Genomic DNA, 19,182 nt, shown 5'->3' with positions numbered 1-19,182 from the left:
TTTAAATATCTTTTGAAATTATACTACACCCTTCATCTAAAGGTATTTCACTCATTTCCTGTATTTTTTCTTTTTTATATGAGAATACCCATAAGCCTAATCCAACAAAAAAGAAAAAGAATATCAAGAGAGAAAGTATCGGGTAAATTGCTATACCCGAAATAGTCTCCATATTGTGTTTTATTTGTTCAAACATAATGCTGTTATTTAGAAGTCTCTTTTACTTTAATGTCAGTTCCAAGTCTTTGTATATAAGCAATCAAAGCAACAATTTCTCTCTCGTTCATAGGAACGAATTTTTCGCCTTTTGCAGCTGCTTTTTTCTTGCTTTCTTCATAACTTTTTACAAAGTCAGGATCGTTTTCTAAACTTTTCTCGATTGCAATAGCCTGAGTTCTTAATGTTTTTTGAGCATTGGCAACATCAGCTTCTGAATAAGGAACCCCAAGCGTAATCATGGCTTGCATTTTCTTTTGAGTCAGCGAGATATCCATTGGTTCATTATCAAACAACCATTTGTAACCTGGCATGATAGAACCCGCAGAAATACTTTGTGGATTCCAGAAATGGTTAAAATGCCAATTGTCATTGTATTTCCCACCTACTCTTAATAAGTCAGGACCTGTACGTTTTGATCCCCATAAGAATGGATGATCATAAACAAACTCACCTGCTTTTGATTGCGGACCATAACGTTCTACCTCACTTCTAAAAGGACGAACTGACTGTGAGTGACAACCTACACAACCTTCTCTTATATATAAGTCACGACCTTCTAATTCTAGAGGTGTATAAGGCTTAACACTTGATATTGTTGGAATATTTGATTTCACCATAATCGTTGGTACAATTTGAATGATCCCTCCAATTAAAATAGCAATTGTAGCTAAAATGGTTAACTGAATTGGTCTTCTTTCTAACCAGGTATGGAATTTTTCTCCTTTTAATCTTCCAGTACTTATTCTTTGTAGAGCCGGAGCCTGCGCTAATTCATCTTCGATAGCATCACCCGCTTTAACAGTCATTATAATATTGTAAACTAATGTCAGCATCCCAACAAGATACAAAGTACCTCCTATTGCTCTCATCCAGTATAATGGCATAATTGCAGTAACCGTTTCAAGGAAATTACCATAAGTTAATGTGCCGTCAGGATTAAACTGTTTCCACATTGAGGCTTGTTGAAAACCTGCCACGTACATTGGTAAAGTATACAAAATGATTCCTAAAGTACCGATCCAGAAATGGAAATTTGCTAATTTTTTTGAAAACAATGAGCTTTTTGTCATTCTTGGAATCAACCAATAAATAATACCAAAAGACATAAATCCGTTCCATGCTAATGCACCAACGTGTACGTGAGCAACGATCCAGTCAGTATAATGCGCAATAGCATTCACATTTTTTAGAGAAAGCATAGGGCCTTCAAAAGTTGCCATTCCGTAACCTGTTATGGCTACCACAAAGAATTTTAAAACTGGCTCTTCACGAACTTTATCCCAGGCACCTCTTAATGTTAAAAGTCCGTTGATCATACCTCCCCAAGACGGGGCAATAAGCATTACAGAAAATGCAACTCCTAAGTTTTGAGCCCAGTTTGGTAAAGCTGAATATAACAAGTGGTGTGGACCTGCCCAGATATAGATAAAAATCAAAGACCAAAAGTGAATAATAGATAATCTATAAGAGTAAACCGGACGGTTTGCAACTTTTGGAATGAAGTAATACATAAGACCTAAAAATGGAGTTGTCAGAAAAAATGCAACCGCATTATGTCCGTACCACCATTGTACCAGCGCATCCTGAACACCTGCGTAAACAGAATAACTTTTTAAAGCTGATACCGGAATTTCGATATTATTAAAAATATGTAAAACGGCTACTGTAACAAATGTGGCAAGGTAAAACCAAATCGCAACATATAAGTGACGTTCTCTACGACGCAACATTGTACCTATCATGTTGATCCCCATAACTACCCAAATAAGGGCAATAGCAATATCAATAGGCCATTCTAACTCAGCGTATTCTTTTGATGAAGTATATCCTAAAGGCAATGTAATTGCTGCAGCAACAATAATAAGCTGCCAGCCCCAAAAATGGACATTACTTAAAAAATCACTAAACATTCTGGCTTTTAGCAATCGCTGAAGCGAATAATACATACCCGCAAAAAAAGCATTCCCAACAAAGGCAAAAATAACAGCATTGGTATGTAAAGGTCTTAAACGACCGTAGCTAAGCCACGAAATACCATCTGTCATGTTGGGAAAAAGGTACATAACCGCTAAGGTCAGCCCTACTAACATACCTACTACCCCAAAGAGGATAGTGGCGTAAATGAATTTTTTTACAATTTTGTTGTCGTAATAAAACTGTTCCATTTCCATAATTATACTTGTTTTTCTTCTGTTGTTGATTTTTTATTCTGGGGGGTAATTCTCGTTTCATCGTCAAAAAGCATTCTGACTGAAGGGGTATAATCATCATCATATTGTCCTGATTTTACAGCAACAATAAAGGCAATAAAGAAGCAAATTGCGACGAAAATACTAACTGAAATCAATAGATAAATAACACTCATACCCTTAAATTTATGTTAACAAAATTAACAGATTACTTGTTGTTAAAATATGATAATTATCATAGTTACAGAGTAATGTTAAATTTAAAAAAATCACTTATAAATCATTTTAATTTTTTGTTACTGAAATAGTTAGACATTAAAGTCACAAAACTTACAATGGTTATTGTACTTAAAGGCATGATAATAGCAGCCACTAATGGAAGTAAATTACCAGTAACCGCAAAAGTGAGTCCGACGATATTATAAAGAAGTGACAGAACAAAACTCATCTTAATTATCGTAATTGATTTTTGAGATAATTTTAAAAAATAATTGAGTCTTGAAAACTCTAAAGCATCTAAAATCGCATCGCAAGCTGGGGAAAAAACATTGACATTCTCAGAAATAGAAATCCCGACATTACTTTGTGCCAATGCTCCTGCATCATTTAACCCATCTCCTACCATCATTACATTTTGACCTTTTTCTTGTAATTTCCTGATAAATTCCAATTTTTGCTCAGGTTTCTGATTAAAAATCAATTCGGTTTCTAAAGGTAAAATCGACTGAAGACTCGCCCTTTCTCCATCGTTATCTCCTGACAGCACTTTTATCTGATAGGTTTTGCTTAAATTAAAAAATAAGTTTTCTAAGCCTTCACGATATTGATTTTGAAAAGTAAACTTTCCGTAATAAATGTCATCAATCCTGATATGAAGCGCAGTTTTTTCAATTTGCGATGCATCTGGTCCTGAACTTCCAACAAATTCAGCAGAACCAATTCTGATTACTTTATTGTTGGCAGAAGCTAAAATTCCTTTTCCGGTTATTTCCTGAAAATCATCCATTTTAACCTTCTTTGTTTCTGATAAGAAATCATATAGCATACGGCTTAATGGATGATTTGAACCTCTAAGCACATTTTTTATCAAAATATAATCTTCTTCAGAAAGGATATTTCCTTCGTATGAAATATTTGATTTTTTATTGGTGGTGATAGTTCCGGTTTTATCAAAAACAATAGTATCTACCTTGGCTAATTGTTCGATGACCAATGCATTTTTGAGATACATTTTTTGTTTGCCCATTATTCTGAGAATATTTCCGAAAGTAAAAGGAGCTGTCAGAGCCAATGCGCAAGGACAAGCGACAATTAAAACTGCTGTAAAAACATTAAATGCTGTATTGGCATCAATGAATATCCAGTATCCAAAACCTGCAAAAGCAATTAATAATAATATAGGAGTAAAATAACGGCTTATGGCATCGGTAATCGTTTTATGCTTTTGGAACACATTTTTCTGGAAAATCTCATTACTCCACAACTGAGTAAGATAACTTTGTGAGACTGAGTGCAGCACTGCCATCTCGATTACTTTACCTATTTGTTTACCGCCGGCAAAAACTTTATCTCCGGATTTTTTAGTAATGGGAACAGCTTCACCGGTTACAAAACTATAATCGATTTCGGCTTTTTCACTAATTAAAATACCGTCTACCGGGATTAATTCCTGATTTCTGATGAGTAATCTATTCCCTTTTTGCACATCGTAAATAGGAACACTTTCTTCTGATGTATCTGAATTTATTCTGGTAACTGCAATTGGGAAATAGGACTTAAAATCTCTTTCGAAACTCAAGAAACTGTAGGTTTTAATCTGGAACATTTTTCCGAGCAGCATAAAGAAAACCAAACCAGTTAAACTGTCGAAAAATCCTGACCCGTAATTCATTACAATATCAAAAGTACTGCGGATAAACATCACGATGATTCCCAGAGCAATAGGGATATCGATGTTTAGCATTCCTGATTTTATACTTTTATAGGCTGAAACATAATAGCCGCTTGCCGAATATAAAAAGCTTGGCAAAGCCAAAAGGAAAATCAATATTCTAAAAAATGGTTTGTAATTATCTAACCAAAATTCTTTGATCTCGAAATATTCCGGAAAAGACAATAACATTATATTTCCGAAACAGAAGAAAGCAACACCTAATTTGTAGGTTAAAGTTCTGTCTACATTTGTTTTACCTGTTTCATAGTTTTCTAAACTAATGTAAGGTTCATAACCAATAGAACTTAGCAGGTAGACAATAGCTTTTAAGGAAACAAGATCTGAATTGAATGTAATTCGGACTCTCTTTTCAGGAAAATTAACTTGTGAAATACTTATTCCCGGTTGAATTCTATTTAAGTTTTCAAGAATCCAAATACAAGAACTACAATGAATATGAGGGATGTTTAATGAAACTATTGCCGTATTTCCTTCTTGAAATTCTAATACTTTTGACAGGATTGCTTCATTATCTAAGAAGTCATATTTGTCTTTAATATCTTGCGGAGTGGCGCCTGGTGATTTTTCGAAATCATAATAGCAGGTCATATCATGAAGACTAAAAATTTCGTAAACGGTTTTGCATCCGTTGCAACAAAACTTCTTTTCATCAAAATTGATTTCCTCATTTTTAGCTATGGTTAACCCACAATGAAAACAACTCTGCTCACTCATAAAATTTGTTTTTTTTGATACAACAAATGTTAAAAAAACTAGAGATGATAAAAATGACATTTATCATGTTATCAAGAAATCGAATTCTAAATTTAACAAAACAAAATAGCTAAATAACAATATTCGCTTTTTTATGCTTTTTTTTAGGAATAATAATGCCTTCGAATGCTTATATTGGTTAATTTTGCAGTAAATATTTTTGCCATGAATAAATGTGATCAATGCATCGTACGACAACTTTCTTCTCTTAAAGCACTTAATAAGGATGAGGTTGTAAAATTGGCTAACAGCAAGACTACCTATAAAATTAAAAAAGGAGAATCCATTTTTGAAGAAGGTGAAGTAACTAATGGTGTTTTTTGTATAAAAGATGGTGTGGGGAAACTCTCTAAATTAAGTGCAAACGGAAAAGATCAGATTGTAAAACTAGTACAATCAGGAGAACTTTTGGGTCAGCGCTCCATGATTAGCAATGAACCTGCAAATTTATCTGCAAAAGCAGTTGCGGATATGGAGGTTTGTTTTATTCCGAAAACCGAAATTTTACACTTTTTTAATAACAATAATCAGTTCTCAATGAACCTGATGCAATCTGTGTGTGAAGATTTGAAAGAATCTGAAAATGATAAAATTGCTTTGGTTCAGAAAACCGTAAAACAACGCCTGGCAGAAACTTTATTGGAATTGCATGACTCGTTTGGTGAAAATGCAGATAAAACCCTGAAAGTTCAACTGACAAGAGAAGAATTAGCAGGGATAATTGGTACTGCCACAGAAAGTTGTATCAGATTATTATCTGATTTTAACAAACTGAATTTGATTGAATTAGTAGGTAAAAAAATAATGCTTAAGAATGTGAAAGCATTAAAGAAAATGGCCGAATAATTACAGCTTTTTAGCTTCGTTCCAGAATACATCCATTTCAGCTAAAGTCATATCCATTAAGGGTTTTCCTAACTCTCCGGCTTTACTTTCGAGATATTGAAAACGCTTTATGAATTTTTTATTTGTGCGTTCTAGAGCATCTTCAGGATTTACGTTTAAAAATCTTGCATAATTAATCATAGAGAATAAAACATCTCCAAACTCGGCTTCAATTTTATCCTGATCACCTGACTTTACCTCTACTTGCAATTCTTCTAATTCTTCCTGTACTTTATCCCAAACCTGGTGTGGTTCTTCCCAATCAAAACCTACTCCTTTTACTTTATCCTGAATTCGGCTTGCTTTGACCAGCGCCGGCAAACTTCTTGGAACACCTTCCAGAACCGATTTTTTACCTTCTTTCAGTTTTAGTTTTTCCCAATTTTGCTTTACTTCTTCTTCATCCTTTACTACAGTATCACTGTATATATGAGGATGGCGATGAATTAACTTATCGCAAATTTCATTACAAACATCAGCAATGTCAAAATCATTAGTTTCAGAGCCAATTTTCGCATAAAAAACAATATGCAGTAACAAATCACCTAATTCTTTTTTTACTTCATTGAGATCATTATCTAAAATAGCGTCTCCTAGTTCATAAGTTTCTTCGATCGTAAGGTGTCTCAGGGTCTGTAAAGTCTGTTTTTTATCCCACGGACATTGCTCACGAAGCTCATCCATAATAATTAATAATCTTTCGAAGGCTTTAAGTTGAAGTTCTCTGCTCATTTTATGACATTTTTTTCGGATTGTAACGAATGCTGTAAAAGTAAAAAATCCTGCTAAGAAAACATCTTAACAGGATTAATATATTTGAATGAGTAAACTACTATTCTTCTTTTTTAGCTTTTGCTTTTTTAGCAGCAGGCGCTTTTTTTGGTTTTTCCTCAACAACCGGAGTCTCTTCTGGAGCTTCAGCAGCAGCCGGAGCTAAATCAGTTACTAATCCTTTTGTCTGAAGTGTATTGTACCAGTTTAATACTTTTTTAATATCAGAAGGATAAACTCTTTCCTCATCATAATCAGGAAGAATTTCTTTAAAATAAGCCGCTAATGTAGTATTATCTTCTTTATGAGAAATTGCCTGACCTTTGTTTTCTTTAGTAGCAATACGCTGCATTACTTCAGTCAATGGTTTTTCTCCGTCGTAAGTATAAATTGAAATCTCTGATAATAAACTAACGTTACTTTTCAGGTTAACAGTAATTTTTTTTCCGTCTGTCAATGATTCTGCCACAAAGCCTGTACGAGTTTGCACTTTCAATACATATAAACCTGGTTTCCCAGAAATGGCTAAAATTTTCTCTAAATTCATGTTTATTAAAATTAGTATTAAGAATTTGATTTATTATATTTTATTGATTCTAATTCTCTTAGATCAATTATCTCCCTTTTTTAGCAGCAGCAAATTTCATTCTATATTCCTGAAACGTTTTGCCTTCGGTAATATTTTTTAATTTCTTTTGAATCAAACGTTTTTTCAAAGAGGATATTTTATCGGTAAATAAAACTCCTTCGATATGGTCGTATTCATGCTGAATAACTCTTGCAATCAAACCATCAAAAACTTCTGTTTTTACTACAAAATCTTCTTCGCAATATTCTATCGTCACCGTTGGTTTTCTGTAAACATCTTCGCGAACGTCAGGAATACTCAAGCAACCTTCATTAAAACTCCATTCTTCACCTTCTTCTTTAAGAATCTTAGCATTGATAAAAGTTTTTTTGAAACCTTTTAAATCTTTTTGTTCCTCTGAAGGTAAGTCATCATCATCACTAAAAGGAGTTGTATCAATAACAAACAAACGAATTGGCATACCCACTTGTGGGGCAGCAAGCCCTACTCCGTAAGCATTATACATGGTTTCATACATGTTTGCTATTGTTTCTTTTAAGTTTGGATATTCTGGCGTAATCGCCTCACCCACTTTTCTTAAAACAGGATCACCATATCCTACAATTGGTAAAATCATTTGTCTTTTTTTATATTTTATCTAATGAAAACTCCTGAATTTCGTTCTCATAATTCAGCTGGCAAAAATAGTAAAAAATAGTCAATGAATAATTCTAAAGATATATTATATCGTATTTTTTAGCAGCTTCGTAAAATCTCATCCATAATTATGCCAAATTAATTCGTACAATTCGTACTTTTGTTTGTAAACCTTACCATAATGCTTGATCGTATCTCGAAATTTACTAACAGTACCTCTTTTCTAAACGCCTCTAAAGTAACTATTGCTTCTGTTGTTCCTGTTTTAATTTTGAATTTTCTAGGTCATTTCGAAATAGGCTTTACAATTGCCTTAGGAGCCTTCTATACCTATCCCAGTGATGTTCCGAGCTCTTTAGGTCATAAAATAAAAGGCCTTATTGTAGCTTCTTTTATAGTCTCGGGCGTGAATTTATTAGTAAATCTTGCGTACCCTTATCCTTATTTATTTTATCCTTTTTTGGGATGTTTACTTTTTTTATGCTCGATGATTTCTGTTTACGGTCAGCGTGCTACTTTGGTTTCGTTCTCTGCTTTATTATCTATTTCATTATCATTCGGGCATTTGCATGAAGGCTGGGAAGCTTTTGAATATTCGGGTTTTATATTTGTTGGCGGTATATTGTATTTAGTTGTTTCATTGGTTTTTCATTTTGTACAACCTTATAAATATGTCGAATTACAAATTGCCGAAGGCATAAAATTAACAGCAAAATATTTAAAATTACGAGGTGATTTATGGAGCCCGGAAGCCAATCGCCAGAAAATCATCGAAAAACAACTTGCCACACAGGTCGATCTGAATTTAATTCACGAGGATTTAAGAAGAATGCTTATTGGCAATCAAAATGCATCAGCAACAACGAGCCAAAACCGAAAAATGCTGCTTGTTTTTATTACTTTGGTCGAAATTCAGGAGCTTGCCTTATACACATCATTCGATCACAGCAAACTTCACGAAAAATTCGCCAAACATCCTGATGTTTTAAGAACGTATCAAAATGTGGCCTATAAATTGGCTTCGACATTGAAAAAGCTTTCTAAAAACGTACACACTATTAGCGTATACGTTGATAAAAATGATTTAAAAAATGAACTTGATGCGCTTGAATTTGCCATTTTTGATTACGAAAAAACTTTAGGTAAGGAAGAAGCTGCAGAAGGCGTTTTAATGCTGACCAATATGCTTAAATATGCTAAAAATCAGGTTGGTAAGATCAAAATTATTCAGCGTGCTTTCTCGCTTGCGATGCAATCTTTTAAATTAAAGGATAAGGATAAAGAATTAGAAAAATTCTTAACCCCTCAATATTATCCGTTGCGTACTTTAATCGAAAATTTAAGTTTTTCTTCTTCTATTTTCAGGCATTCCGTACGATTAACCATTACCATATTAATTGGTTTTACTATTGGGCAATTTTTAGCTTTTCAAAACGTCTATTGGATTTTACTAACCATTGTCGTAATCATGCGTCCGGGTTATGGCTTAACGAAAGAACGCTCGTATAACAGGATCTTCGGAACTATTCTTGGAGGATTAATAGCTTTTGGAATTGTATCTTTAATACAGAATCATGTTGCGCTTAGTATATTATCTATTATATGTATGCTTCTTGGTATTTCTTTTACACAGATTAATTATAAAATAAGTGCCACTTTTGTTACGATGTATGTAGTTTTTATATACGGAATTTTAACCCCTAATATTGTCGAAGTTATTCAGTTTCGTGTTTTAGATACATTAGCCGGAGCCGCTTTAGCGTTTTTGGCCAATCAATTTTTATGGCCGGCCTGGGAATTTATCAATACGCCTATTCATATCGAAAATTCGATTAGGGCCAATAGAAATTATCTAAAAGAAATTGCTGATTTTTATAATAAAAAAGGCGAAATACCAACCTCATACCGATTGGCAAGAAAAAATGCCTTTGTTGAAATTGGAAACTTAATGACTTCTTTTCAGCGTATGATGCAGGAGCCAAAATCGAAGCAAAAAACGTTACCATTAGTCAATAAACTGGTGGTTCTAAATCATTCGATATTATCCGCTTTAGCGTCATTATCGACTTATATACAATCGCACCAGACAACATCAGCTTCAGAATCATTTAATTATATCATAAAAACGATTCTTTCTAACTTAGATCATGCGATTTCTATTTTACGAAATGAAGTTATTTTAACAGATACTTTTTTCGATAAGGAGGATGTGACTTTGCAATTTGAAGAACTCAAACGCGTCAATTTTACTCGTTTAATTAAAGATGACGAACTGGATAAAGAAACACGCCAGGCCAAAATGCAGGAAGCTCAAATGGTTATTGAACAATTGATCTGGATGAGTAATCTGGCCGAAAAGATTTTGAAAATCACAGAAGAATTTAAAGCAACAAATCCAGATTAATTCATCTGGATTTGTTGTTTATATTATAAAAGTTTGAGCTTAATTATTTAGTTTTAAAACTTCAGAAGTATGTTTTCTAAGTTCTGCTAAAAGCTCCGGTTTATCATTTAAAGTTTGTCCGTAAGAAGGGATCATAGTTTTCATTTTTGCTTCCCATTCCGGTGTTTTAATTTGATTGGTAAAACATCTGCTAATCAAATCAATCATAATTGCAACTGCAGTCGATGCACCAGGAGAAGCTCCTAATAATACTGCTAATGTTCCGTCTTGAGTATTGATCACTTCTGTACCAAATTCTAAAACCCCACCTTCTTTTTCATCTTTTTTAATTACCTGAACACGTTGTCCTGCTTTTTCTAATTTCCAGTCTTTAGAACGTGCTGTTGGTAAATATTCACGTAAAGCTTTCATTCTGTCCTTTGGAGACTGACGAACCTGCTCAATTAAATATCTCGTTAATGGTATATTATGGAATCCCGCTGATAACATTGGGATTAAATTATTTGCTTTTATTGATAAAGGTAAATCCAGGTAAGATCCGTTCTTTAAGAAACGAGTCGAAAATCCTGCAAAAGGTCCAAAAAGTAGTGCTTTCTCACCATCAATTACACGTGTATCGATATGCGGAACAGACATTGGCGGAGCTCCTACACTTGCTTTACCATATACTTTTGCCTGATGTTTAGCAATCACCTCAGGATTGGTACATTTTAGCCATTGCCCACTTACCGGGAAACCTCCGTAACCGTTTCCTTCCGGAACGTTTGCTTTTTCCAGTAAAGGTAATGAACCTCCACCGGCACCAATAAATACGAATTTGGTATAGGCTTTTCTTGTTTGACCACTTGTTAAATCAGTGATTTTAATTCTCCATGATTTATCCTCGCGTTGTCTTAATTTTTTAACTTCATGATTAAAGTATAAAGAAACACCATCCAGTTTTTCTAAATAATTAAACATACTTCTGGTCAAAGCTCCAAAATTTACATCGGTACCAATTTCCATGTGGGTTGCTGCTAATTTTTCATTAGCTTCTCTGCCTTCCATGACAAGTGGCATCCATTGTTTTAATTTCTCAAAATCTGTACTAAATTCCATTTGAGAAAAAATAGGATTGCTTTGCAAAGCTTCGAATCTCTTTTTAAGGTATTCGACATTTTTATCTCCCCACACAAAACTCATATGAGGAACACTTTTAATAAAATTATCTGGAGACGGTACTTTATTTTCTTGTACTAAATAAGACCAAAACTGACGCGAAATCTCGAAAGATTCTGCTATGCTAATTGCTTTTTTAGGATCAATACTTCCATCAGCCTTCTCTGGGGTATAATTTAATTCACAAAAAGCTGAATGTCCTGTTCCTGCATTATTCCAAGCATCAGAGCTTTCGGCAGCAGCGACATCTAAACGCTCATAAATTTCAATTTTTATATCGGGTTGCAGCTCTTTTAAAATTAATCCAAGAGTTGCGCTCATAATTCCAGCTCCAATAAGCACTACTTCACTATTGGAACGTATTGTATTGTCAGGCATAACAGTAATTTGTTTTTAAAGTGCAAAGGTACTTTTTATAATTGCAAAAAAAAACTAAAATCACATGATAAAAGTTATGTTTTTACTAAAAAAATCAGGTTAAGGAACTGCAAAGCTGTAAAAATTAAAAACGGTTTGAAGAAAGATAATCCTGAAGCATTATTGTAGCTGAGATTTCATCAATTAACCCTTTATTTTGACGCTGTTTTTTACTTAATCCACTATCGATCATGGTTTGAAATGCCATTTTCGAAGTAAAGCGTTCATCAACGCGCACTACTTTCATATCCGGAAAAACATTAGAGAAATGAGTAACAAATCCTTTAATTACAGCAGCACTTTCGGATGGCTGCCCATTCATTTGTTTAGGCTCACCAATTAAAACCGTTTCGACTTTTTCTTTTGAAAAATAATCCTTCAAAAAGTCGATCAAATTATTGGTAGGGATCGTAGTTAATCCTGAAGCAATAATTTGCATTTCATCAGTAACAGCAATTCCTGTGCGTTTTTGTCCGTAATCTATAGAGAGAATTCTTGGCATTTTTCAGTTTTCAACAAAGATAGAAAGGAATTAACAACTTAAAAAATAATCTGAATGTTTTATAATTCCAATAAATTAAGATACATTACTGCATTATTTTACATTATTGCATGCAAAATTAACATATTATCCTTTTAATCAGAAAAATGTTGTTTATTATTTCATAATTTAAAAAAAAATAAGTTCTTTTGCGGAAAATTCATCGATCCTTTTAAATCATTGAATACCAGATTTTTTAAACTAAACAGGAACAAAAATAAGTCACCAAAAACATTAAGCCCTAAATGAATAACTATAAAAAATGCATTGCTCTATTTTTGAAAAGATTTCTTTTAATCGTTCTAATATACCAGTTAAGCAGAGCTTTATTTTATTTTATGAATTTGGATTTATTTGATGATTTTACCCTTCAAACTTTCACAGGAGGGATTTTGTTTGATCTGGCCGCTATCAGCTATTTGAATATTGTTTTTCTTGTTGCTCATTTACTTCCCGGGAATTTCAAGTACAATGACCTTTATCAACGTATACTTAAGATTACTTTTTACGTTGTCAATCTTATATTTATAGCAACTAATTTCATCGATATTATCTACTACCGTTTTACTTCAAGAAGAAGCACTTTTGGTATGATTACCGCTAAAGGTATGGAGCAGGAAGCAATTGGACTGATACCTTCATTTTTAGCAGAGTTTTGGTACATTGGACTTATCTTTATAGCCATTAGTGTTTTATTGTGGAAACTACTTCCGGATTTAAATAAAAACATAGCACGACAAGACCTTACGAAGAAAGATTACTTGCTGAAATTTAGCTATCTAATACTTTCAATCGCAGTTTTATTAATTTTAGGACGTGGAGGCTTTCAAAAAAAACCAATAAAAATCGTTGACGGAATTAAGTACGGTGCTTTAAGCAATACTGCTTTAGTCCTCAATACTCCTTTTACTATCTTAAAAACTATCACAAAAAAAGAAGATCTTGAGAACACTACTTATTATAATACAAAAGAATTAAAATCAATATACAATCCTGTTATTTCATTACACCCTGGCAAACCTGCTATCAAAAAAAATGTGGTGATTTTGATTTTGGAAAGTTTTGGAAATGAAAATGTGGGACGCGGACAAACTCCGTTTTTAGATTCTCTTATTACAAAGTCATACTATTTTAAAAATGGTTTTGCCAACGGAAAAGTATCGATTGATGCTGTTCCTTCGATACTTTCAAGTATACCGAGTTTAATGAATAATTCGTTTATAACCTCTAGTTATTCTTTGAACAAAATAAATGGCCTTCCGAAAATTTTAAAAAAAGAAGGTTATAAAACTTCCTTTTTTCATGGTGCTTTTAACGGAAGCCAGAACTTTGACCAGTACGCCAAAGTAGCAGGATTCGATCAATACTTCGGAAAAGACCAATATACAGGTAAAGAAGCGTTTGACGGGCGATGGGGAATTTTTGACGAAGAGTTTCTACAATTCTATGCTGAGAAATTATCTTCGTTTAAACAGCCCTTTTTCAGTTCATTATTTACCATTTCTTCACACAATCCTTATATTATACCCGAAAAATACAAGGGAAAATTTCCAAAAGGTACAACTGTTATTCAGGAGAGTATTGCTTATAGCGATTATGCATTGAAAAAGTTTTTTGAAACTGCAAAAAAACAAAAGTGGTACAACAACACTCTTTTTGTCATCTCTTCTGATCATACATCGGCCGGAGGCGATAAGGAATCTGATCAAACCAATATTGGAAAATTCAGAATTCCCATTTTATTCTTCGACCCTTCGAATCCTGAATTGACAGGTGTTAATGAGAAAAACTTTCAGCAGATTGATATAATGCCAAGTATATTAGATTATCTAAACATTAAGACCGATATGGTAAGTTTTGGTAAAAGCTATAAATCTAAGGACAACTTTGTGGTGTATTACCTTCAGGGAACGTATCATTATATTAAGGACGATTATTATTTAGCTTTTGCCAATAATCAGACAATTGGACTTTATAACTGGAAAAAAGACGTTTTATTAAAAGATAATTTAATTAACAAGGACAAAGCCAAAGTTAAAGAATACGAAAAATTTATAAAAGCTTACATACAGTCTTTCAACGAAAGAATTATTTACAACAAGTTAGCCCTTTAAATAAAAAGTCCGTTTTGAAAAACTCAAAACGGACTTTTTATCCAAATATTCAAACCTAAAAAAATCAAATACTATCTATTAAAGAGTCTTCTAAAAAAACCTCTTTCCTCCTCTTCTTCCTCTTCCTCTACAACTACTCGTTCTTCATATTGAGCAAATTTTGCATGACCTCTTTCGTGTTCAAAAATCAGGTCTTTAATATATTCGACATAACTTTTCTTTTTTTCTTCTAAAAATCCAATAAGGTATTTTTCACTAAATTCCATTCCACTTGCTGCTTCTATCTGCAAAAGTTTTTTATAAAGAGGCTCAATATGCAGAGCGATAACTTCTTGCGGCACTGCCTGGCGTCTTCCAAAATAATTTACAATCACATCATTCTCATCTCTTGAAATTTCAAAATCAGTAATAACCCAATAGTATCTTCCTGATTTGGCTAAGTTTTTTACAATGGCATGAAAGTTTTTTCCGTTTTTAAGATTTTCCCAAAGTACTTTAAAGATTACTCGTGGCATATCCGGATGGCGAATAATGTTGTGAGGCTGCCCCATTAATTCATAATCCTCATAACCACAAACATCAACAAAAGTTTCATTGGCATATTCAATAATACCAAAAGCATTTGTTTTACTCATAATAACCTGAGTCTTGTCCCATGAGACTTCTTTATCAATAATAGTTCTTTGTCCCTGAAGTTGATTTTCCTGATTCATGTTTTGCTGCTTATATAATTTGTTTTGGAATGGTATATTCAATTTCCCTTATCTGTTTTGAGAAATTCGTAGTGCGAAATTAATTAGAACAAAAAAGTCAAAACCTGATTTTTGTCATATTCTGACATTAAAAAAACTTTTAGTGGCTACATGTGTTGAAAAATTCAATTAAGGCGATTTGTTTTATTTATCAAATTAAAAACAAAAAGTTAAATTTGTAACATTTTCAAAAGCATTTACCTTTTTGCATTTGTACAAATACGCTATCTTTGCCAAAAATTAAAACTTATGAATTCTTTACAGACTATAATCGAACAAGCTTGGGAAAACAGAGCTTTATTACAAGAAACTACTACAACTGATGCTATCAGAGAAGTTATAGAATTGGTAGATGCAGGAAAATTACGTTGCGCTGAACCAGTTGGTGACAAGTGGCAGGTAAACGAATGGGTTAAGAAAGCTGTTGTGATGTATTTCCCAATTCAAAAAATGGAAACATGGGAGTCTGGTATTTTCGAATATCATGACAAAATGTTACTAAAAAGAGGTTATGCTGAAAAAGGAATTCGTGTAGTACCAAATGCTGTTGCACGTTACGGAGCTTATATTTCGAGTGGCGTTATTTTGATGCCAAGTTATGTAAATATTGGTGCGTATGTTGACGAAGGAACTATGGTTGACACCTGGGCAACTGTTGGTAGTTGTGCACAAATTGGTAAAAATGTTCACTTAAGCGGTGGTGTTGGTATTGGTGGAGTTTTAGAGCCATTACAAGCTGCTCCTGTAATTATCGAAGATGGTGCATTTATTGGTTCTCGTTGTATTGTTGTCGAAGGTGTTCACGTAGGTAAAGAGGCTGTCCTTGGCGCTAACGTATGTCTGACTGCTTCTACAAAAATTATCGATGTTACCGGAGATGAGCCAGTTGAAATGAAAGGTTTTGTTCCTGCACGCTCAGTAGTAATTCCAGGAAGTTATACTAAAAAATTCGCTGCCGGTGAATTTCAGGTTCCTTGTGCCTTAATTATTGGTACACGTAAACCATCTACAGATTTAAAAACTTCATTAAATAACGCGCTTCGTGAATACGACGTTGCGGTTTAAATTTTAAATTACAATATTTTAAAATCCAAATTCCAATCTTATCAATTGGAATTTGGATTTTTTTTGCTTCAATTTGTAGATTCTTAATAAGATTAAGCTTTCTATATGAAGATACTTGTAATTCAACAAAAAATGATTGGTGATGTTTTGATTAGCAGTATAATATGCAATAATTTGCGTGCTGCTTATCCTGATGCCCAAATAGATTATTTAGTTTACGCCTCTACAACTCCTGTTTTAGAAGGGAATTCAAATATAGATAACATCATTTTATTTGAAGAAAAACATCGCAAAAGCAAAAAAGAGCTATTAAACCTGGGAATTCAAATTCGAAAAGAAAAGTACGACTTATTAATTGATGCCTACTCAAAATTAGAAAGCTGGATTTTGGTATTATTAAGCAATGCCAAACAAAAAATCTCTTATAAAAAACCTGGCAGAAACTTCCTTTATACCGATAATGTTCCCTTTGAAGCGCTTCCTAAAACTAATTTAGGTTTGGCAATAGAAAGACGTCTTTCGCTATTAGAACCTTTGGATTTAAAAATAAAAAATGATCCGATCCCAAAATTATTTGTTTCTGAAAAAGAAAATCAACAAGCGATTGCACTTTTTGAAAAACATAATGTTCAAAAAGACCAAAAAACAGTTATGATTAGTCTTTTAGGAAGCGAAAAATTAAAAACATATCCTTTAGAATTTATGTCTACAGTGATCGATTATGTTGCAGATAACGCCAATGTAAATATTCTTTTTAATTATTTCCCTAAGCAATTAGAAGATGCCAAAACCGTTTTTAACGCCTGCAAACCTTCGACTCAGGAAAAAATATATTTTGATTTATTGGGCGATGACCTTCGTTCATTTATTGCTATCATGAACCAATGCGATCTGATTATTGGTAATGATGGCGGTGCTATAAATATGGCAAAAGCACTCAAAAAACCATCATTTATTATTTTCTCTCCCTGGATAGAAAAGAAAATCTGGGCAACTTTTGAAGACGGAGTTCATCATCTATCAGTTCATTTAAAAGATTATCGTGCCGATTTATTCGATCAAAAGACAGAAAAAATGCTTAAAAAAGAGTCTTTGTCTTTGTATAAAGAATTTAAACCTGAATATTTTACAGCTCAGATCGAATCGTTTTTAAATCAAAACCTAAGTAATTCGATCTAATGGCTTTGTCTAAAAAAGCTTTAACAGCATTAGTTATTACTTATAATGAAGAGCAAAATATAAAAGCTGTTCTTGACAATTTGGCTTTCGCCGATGAAATAATTGTTGTCGATTCTTTTAGTTCAGATACTACTTTTGAAATAGCTTCTTCCTTCAAAAATGTAAAAGTTGCTCAACGTATTTTTGATAATTTTGCCTCTCAACGCAACTACGCATTAAGTTTGGCAACAAATTCGTGGATTATTTTTATTGACGCTGACGAAAGGCTGACCACTGAACTTGAAAATGAAATCAGCAATATTATCAATGACAAAGATAGCGCTTCGGCGTATTTTATGTATAGAACTTTTATGTTCCAAAATAAAAAATTACGTTTTAGCGGCTGGCAAACAGATAAAATCATCCGTTTGTTCAAAAAAGAAGAGGCTCATTATAATCACGAAAAAATTGTACACGAAAAATTAATCGTAAGTGGAACAATCGGAAAATTAAAAAACAAATTAGTTCATTATTCTTATTCCGGTTATGAGGATTATAAGCAAAAAATGATTCTTTACGGACAATTAAAAGCGCAGGAAGAATTAGCAAAAAAGACGAAACCGCATTTTTTTCATTTCTACATACGGCCAGTTTATCAATTCCTGAATCAATATATACTCCGTTTAGGAATTCTAGATGGGAAAAAGGGCATTATTATTTGTTACCTGAATACTTTGAGTGTTTACGTACGATTTCAGGAACTTAAAAAATTACGATCAAAAACTAAGACTTCCAAAATTTAAGTTTCTTCTTTAGTCTTTTCTTTCTTGCAAATTCTTCCTGAAAATGAGTAGTTGCCTGCCACATTTTTTCAAAAATTTCAGCTTCAGTTTTTTCTTTGTAGAACTTTGAATATTCGCTACTCATTACAGCAATCATTTCCTCTTTAGGAGTTAAGCGGCTAAAGTTGTTCATACGCTGCTCAAAACTCATGTTTTCATGAAAATTCATTCTATTTAAATCTACTAAAAAAAAATTATATTGATTGTTTTCGTTCTTTTTAATTAATGTATTTCCAGGAGAATGATCTAAAAACTCTACTCCTTTTTCATGAAGATCAAAAGTAAATTTTGTAAACTGCCTTAAAATAGTATCGTTATCCGGATAATCCGGAATTTCTACCAATTCTCTATAAGTCAATTCAGTTACCAAATGTTCGCTTGCGTAATAACTGTCTTTTAATCCTATAATATTAAAGTTTTCAAGAAACGCAATTGGCTGTGGAGTTCCAATTCCTTTTTCTAATAAAATGGTAGCATATTCGAACGAACGTCTTGCTTTTGATTTTCTAAAATATCGATAGGCAATTTTGTTTACTATATTCGGAATTTTAAAGGATTTAATATTGATGGTTTTTCCATCTAAATCAAACAGTTTTATTTTATTGCGGTCTCCATTCCCAAAAAGTTCACCCGAAGAATTAAACATTTTGATTTTGTCAAGAATTGACGAAGTACTATTTTCGAAAGAAGGATTTACTTTAAAATTCATCAGTAGCTTTTTATAAGGAACAAAAG

At 33.0% G+C, this 19,182-nt stretch carries 17 protein-coding genes; 6 read left to right on the top strand and 11 right to left on the bottom strand.

Annotated features, from left to right (window positions below; all coding sequences use genetic code 11):
* Position 1: 1 nt before the first annotated feature.
* From IRZ78_RS05215 to IRZ78_RS05200, 4 genes are all read right to left on the bottom strand, one after another.
* Positions 2-196, bottom strand: a complete 195-nt coding sequence (locus tag IRZ78_RS05215) for a cytochrome C oxidase subunit IV (RefSeq protein ID WP_065447907.1) — start codon at positions 194-196, stop codon at positions 2-4.
* 7 nt (positions 197-203) lie between these two features.
* Entirely contained in the window at positions 204-2,390 is a 2,187-nt protein-coding gene (gene ccoN / locus IRZ78_RS05210; protein ID WP_194615511.1) for a cytochrome-c oxidase, cbb3-type subunit I, read from the bottom strand.
* Positions 2,391-2,392: 2 nt separating this feature from the next.
* Positions 2,393-2,584: a cbb3-type cytochrome oxidase assembly protein CcoS gene (gene ccoS / locus IRZ78_RS05205; protein WP_194615510.1), complete on the bottom strand. Its 192-nt coding sequence runs from the start codon at positions 2,582-2,584 to the stop codon at positions 2,393-2,395.
* 104 nt (positions 2,585-2,688) lie between these two features.
* Positions 2,689-5,076 (bottom strand): heavy metal translocating P-type ATPase metal-binding domain-containing protein, encoded by a 2,388-nt coding sequence (locus tag IRZ78_RS05200; RefSeq protein ID WP_194615509.1) that lies wholly within the window; start codon positions 5,074-5,076, stop codon positions 2,689-2,691.
* Between the two features lie 204 nt (positions 5,077-5,280).
* Between IRZ78_RS05200 and IRZ78_RS05195 the strand changes: the two genes are divergently transcribed.
* A complete protein-coding gene (locus tag IRZ78_RS05195) occupies positions 5,281-5,961 on the top strand; it encodes a Crp/Fnr family transcriptional regulator (RefSeq protein WP_194615508.1) in 681 nt (226 codons plus the stop codon).
* On the opposite strand, the gene mazG is transcribed toward IRZ78_RS05195, so the two are convergent.
* From mazG to def, 3 genes are all read right to left on the bottom strand, one after another.
* Entirely contained in the window at positions 5,962-6,732 is a 771-nt protein-coding gene (mazG, locus tag IRZ78_RS05190; protein ID WP_194615507.1) for a nucleoside triphosphate pyrophosphohydrolase, read from the bottom strand.
* A gap of 100 nt (positions 6,733-6,832) precedes the next feature.
* Complete coding sequence (locus IRZ78_RS05185) at positions 6,833-7,318, bottom strand: DUF5606 domain-containing protein (RefSeq protein ID WP_194615506.1); 486 nt, start codon at positions 7,316-7,318, stop codon at positions 6,833-6,835.
* A gap of 67 nt (positions 7,319-7,385) precedes the next feature.
* The gene (def, locus tag IRZ78_RS05180) at positions 7,386-7,976 is read right to left on the bottom strand and encodes a peptide deformylase (RefSeq protein WP_194615505.1); all 591 of its coding nucleotides are present in this window, start codon (positions 7,974-7,976) and stop codon (positions 7,386-7,388) included.
* Between the two features lie 201 nt (positions 7,977-8,177).
* Between def and IRZ78_RS05175 the strand changes: the two genes are divergently transcribed.
* Entirely contained in the window at positions 8,178-10,400 is a 2,223-nt protein-coding gene (locus IRZ78_RS05175) for an FUSC family membrane protein (RefSeq protein WP_194615504.1), read from the top strand.
* Positions 10,401-10,439: 39 nt separating this feature from the next.
* Here IRZ78_RS05175 and IRZ78_RS05170 read toward each other — a convergent pair whose 3' ends face one another.
* The gene (locus IRZ78_RS05170; protein ID WP_194615503.1) at positions 10,440-11,936 is read right to left on the bottom strand and encodes a malate:quinone oxidoreductase; all 1,497 of its coding nucleotides are present in this window, start codon (positions 11,934-11,936) and stop codon (positions 10,440-10,442) included.
* A gap of 124 nt (positions 11,937-12,060) precedes the next feature.
* Complete coding sequence (gene ruvX, locus IRZ78_RS05165) at positions 12,061-12,477, bottom strand: Holliday junction resolvase RuvX (RefSeq protein ID WP_194615502.1); 417 nt, start codon at positions 12,475-12,477, stop codon at positions 12,061-12,063.
* Between the two features lie 377 nt (positions 12,478-12,854).
* On the opposite strand from ruvX, the gene IRZ78_RS05160 reads away from it, so the two are divergent.
* Positions 12,855-14,630 (top strand): alkaline phosphatase family protein, encoded by a 1,776-nt coding sequence (locus tag IRZ78_RS05160; protein ID WP_228520367.1) that lies wholly within the window; start codon positions 12,855-12,857, stop codon positions 14,628-14,630.
* Positions 14,631-14,701: 71 nt separating this feature from the next.
* Here the strand turns inward: IRZ78_RS05160 and IRZ78_RS05155 are convergent, their stop codons facing one another.
* Positions 14,702-15,343, bottom strand: a complete 642-nt coding sequence (locus IRZ78_RS05155) for a PAS domain-containing protein (RefSeq protein ID WP_194615500.1) — start codon at positions 15,341-15,343, stop codon at positions 14,702-14,704.
* A gap of 288 nt (positions 15,344-15,631) precedes the next feature.
* Here IRZ78_RS05155 and IRZ78_RS05150 point away from each other — a divergent pair, with 288 nt between their 5' ends.
* The 3 genes from IRZ78_RS05150 to IRZ78_RS05140 all read left to right on the top strand — a co-directional run bounded on the left by IRZ78_RS05150 (position 15,632) and on the right by IRZ78_RS05140 (position 18,408).
* A complete protein-coding gene (locus IRZ78_RS05150; protein WP_026982140.1) occupies positions 15,632-16,447 on the top strand; it encodes a 2,3,4,5-tetrahydropyridine-2,6-dicarboxylate N-succinyltransferase in 816 nt (271 codons plus the stop codon).
* Positions 16,448-16,552: 105 nt separating this feature from the next.
* Positions 16,553-17,626 (top strand): glycosyltransferase family 9 protein, encoded by a 1,074-nt coding sequence (locus IRZ78_RS05145; protein WP_194615499.1) that lies wholly within the window; start codon positions 16,553-16,555, stop codon positions 17,624-17,626.
* Positions 17,626-18,408, top strand: coding sequence for a glycosyltransferase family 2 protein (locus IRZ78_RS05140; RefSeq protein ID WP_194615498.1), 783 nt, complete (start codon positions 17,626-17,628; stop codon positions 18,406-18,408). Before IRZ78_RS05145 ends, IRZ78_RS05140 begins: the two co-directional genes overlap by 1 nt.
* On the opposite strand, the gene IRZ78_RS05135 is transcribed toward IRZ78_RS05140, so the two are convergent.
* Positions 18,389-19,156, bottom strand: coding sequence for a Kdo domain containing protein (locus IRZ78_RS05135; RefSeq protein WP_194615497.1), 768 nt, complete (start codon positions 19,154-19,156; stop codon positions 18,389-18,391). The two genes, IRZ78_RS05140 and IRZ78_RS05135, sit on opposite strands and share 20 nt — an antisense overlap.
* Positions 19,157-19,182 lie beyond the last annotated feature (26 nt).

It is taken from the genome of Flavobacterium sp. CSZ, from assembly GCF_015350725.1.
In the GTDB taxonomy this organism is placed as follows: domain Bacteria; phylum Bacteroidota; class Bacteroidia; order Flavobacteriales; family Flavobacteriaceae; genus Flavobacterium.
The sequence above is the reverse complement of the archived record's forward strand: the minus strand, read 5'-3'. Positions and strand labels throughout refer to the sequence as shown.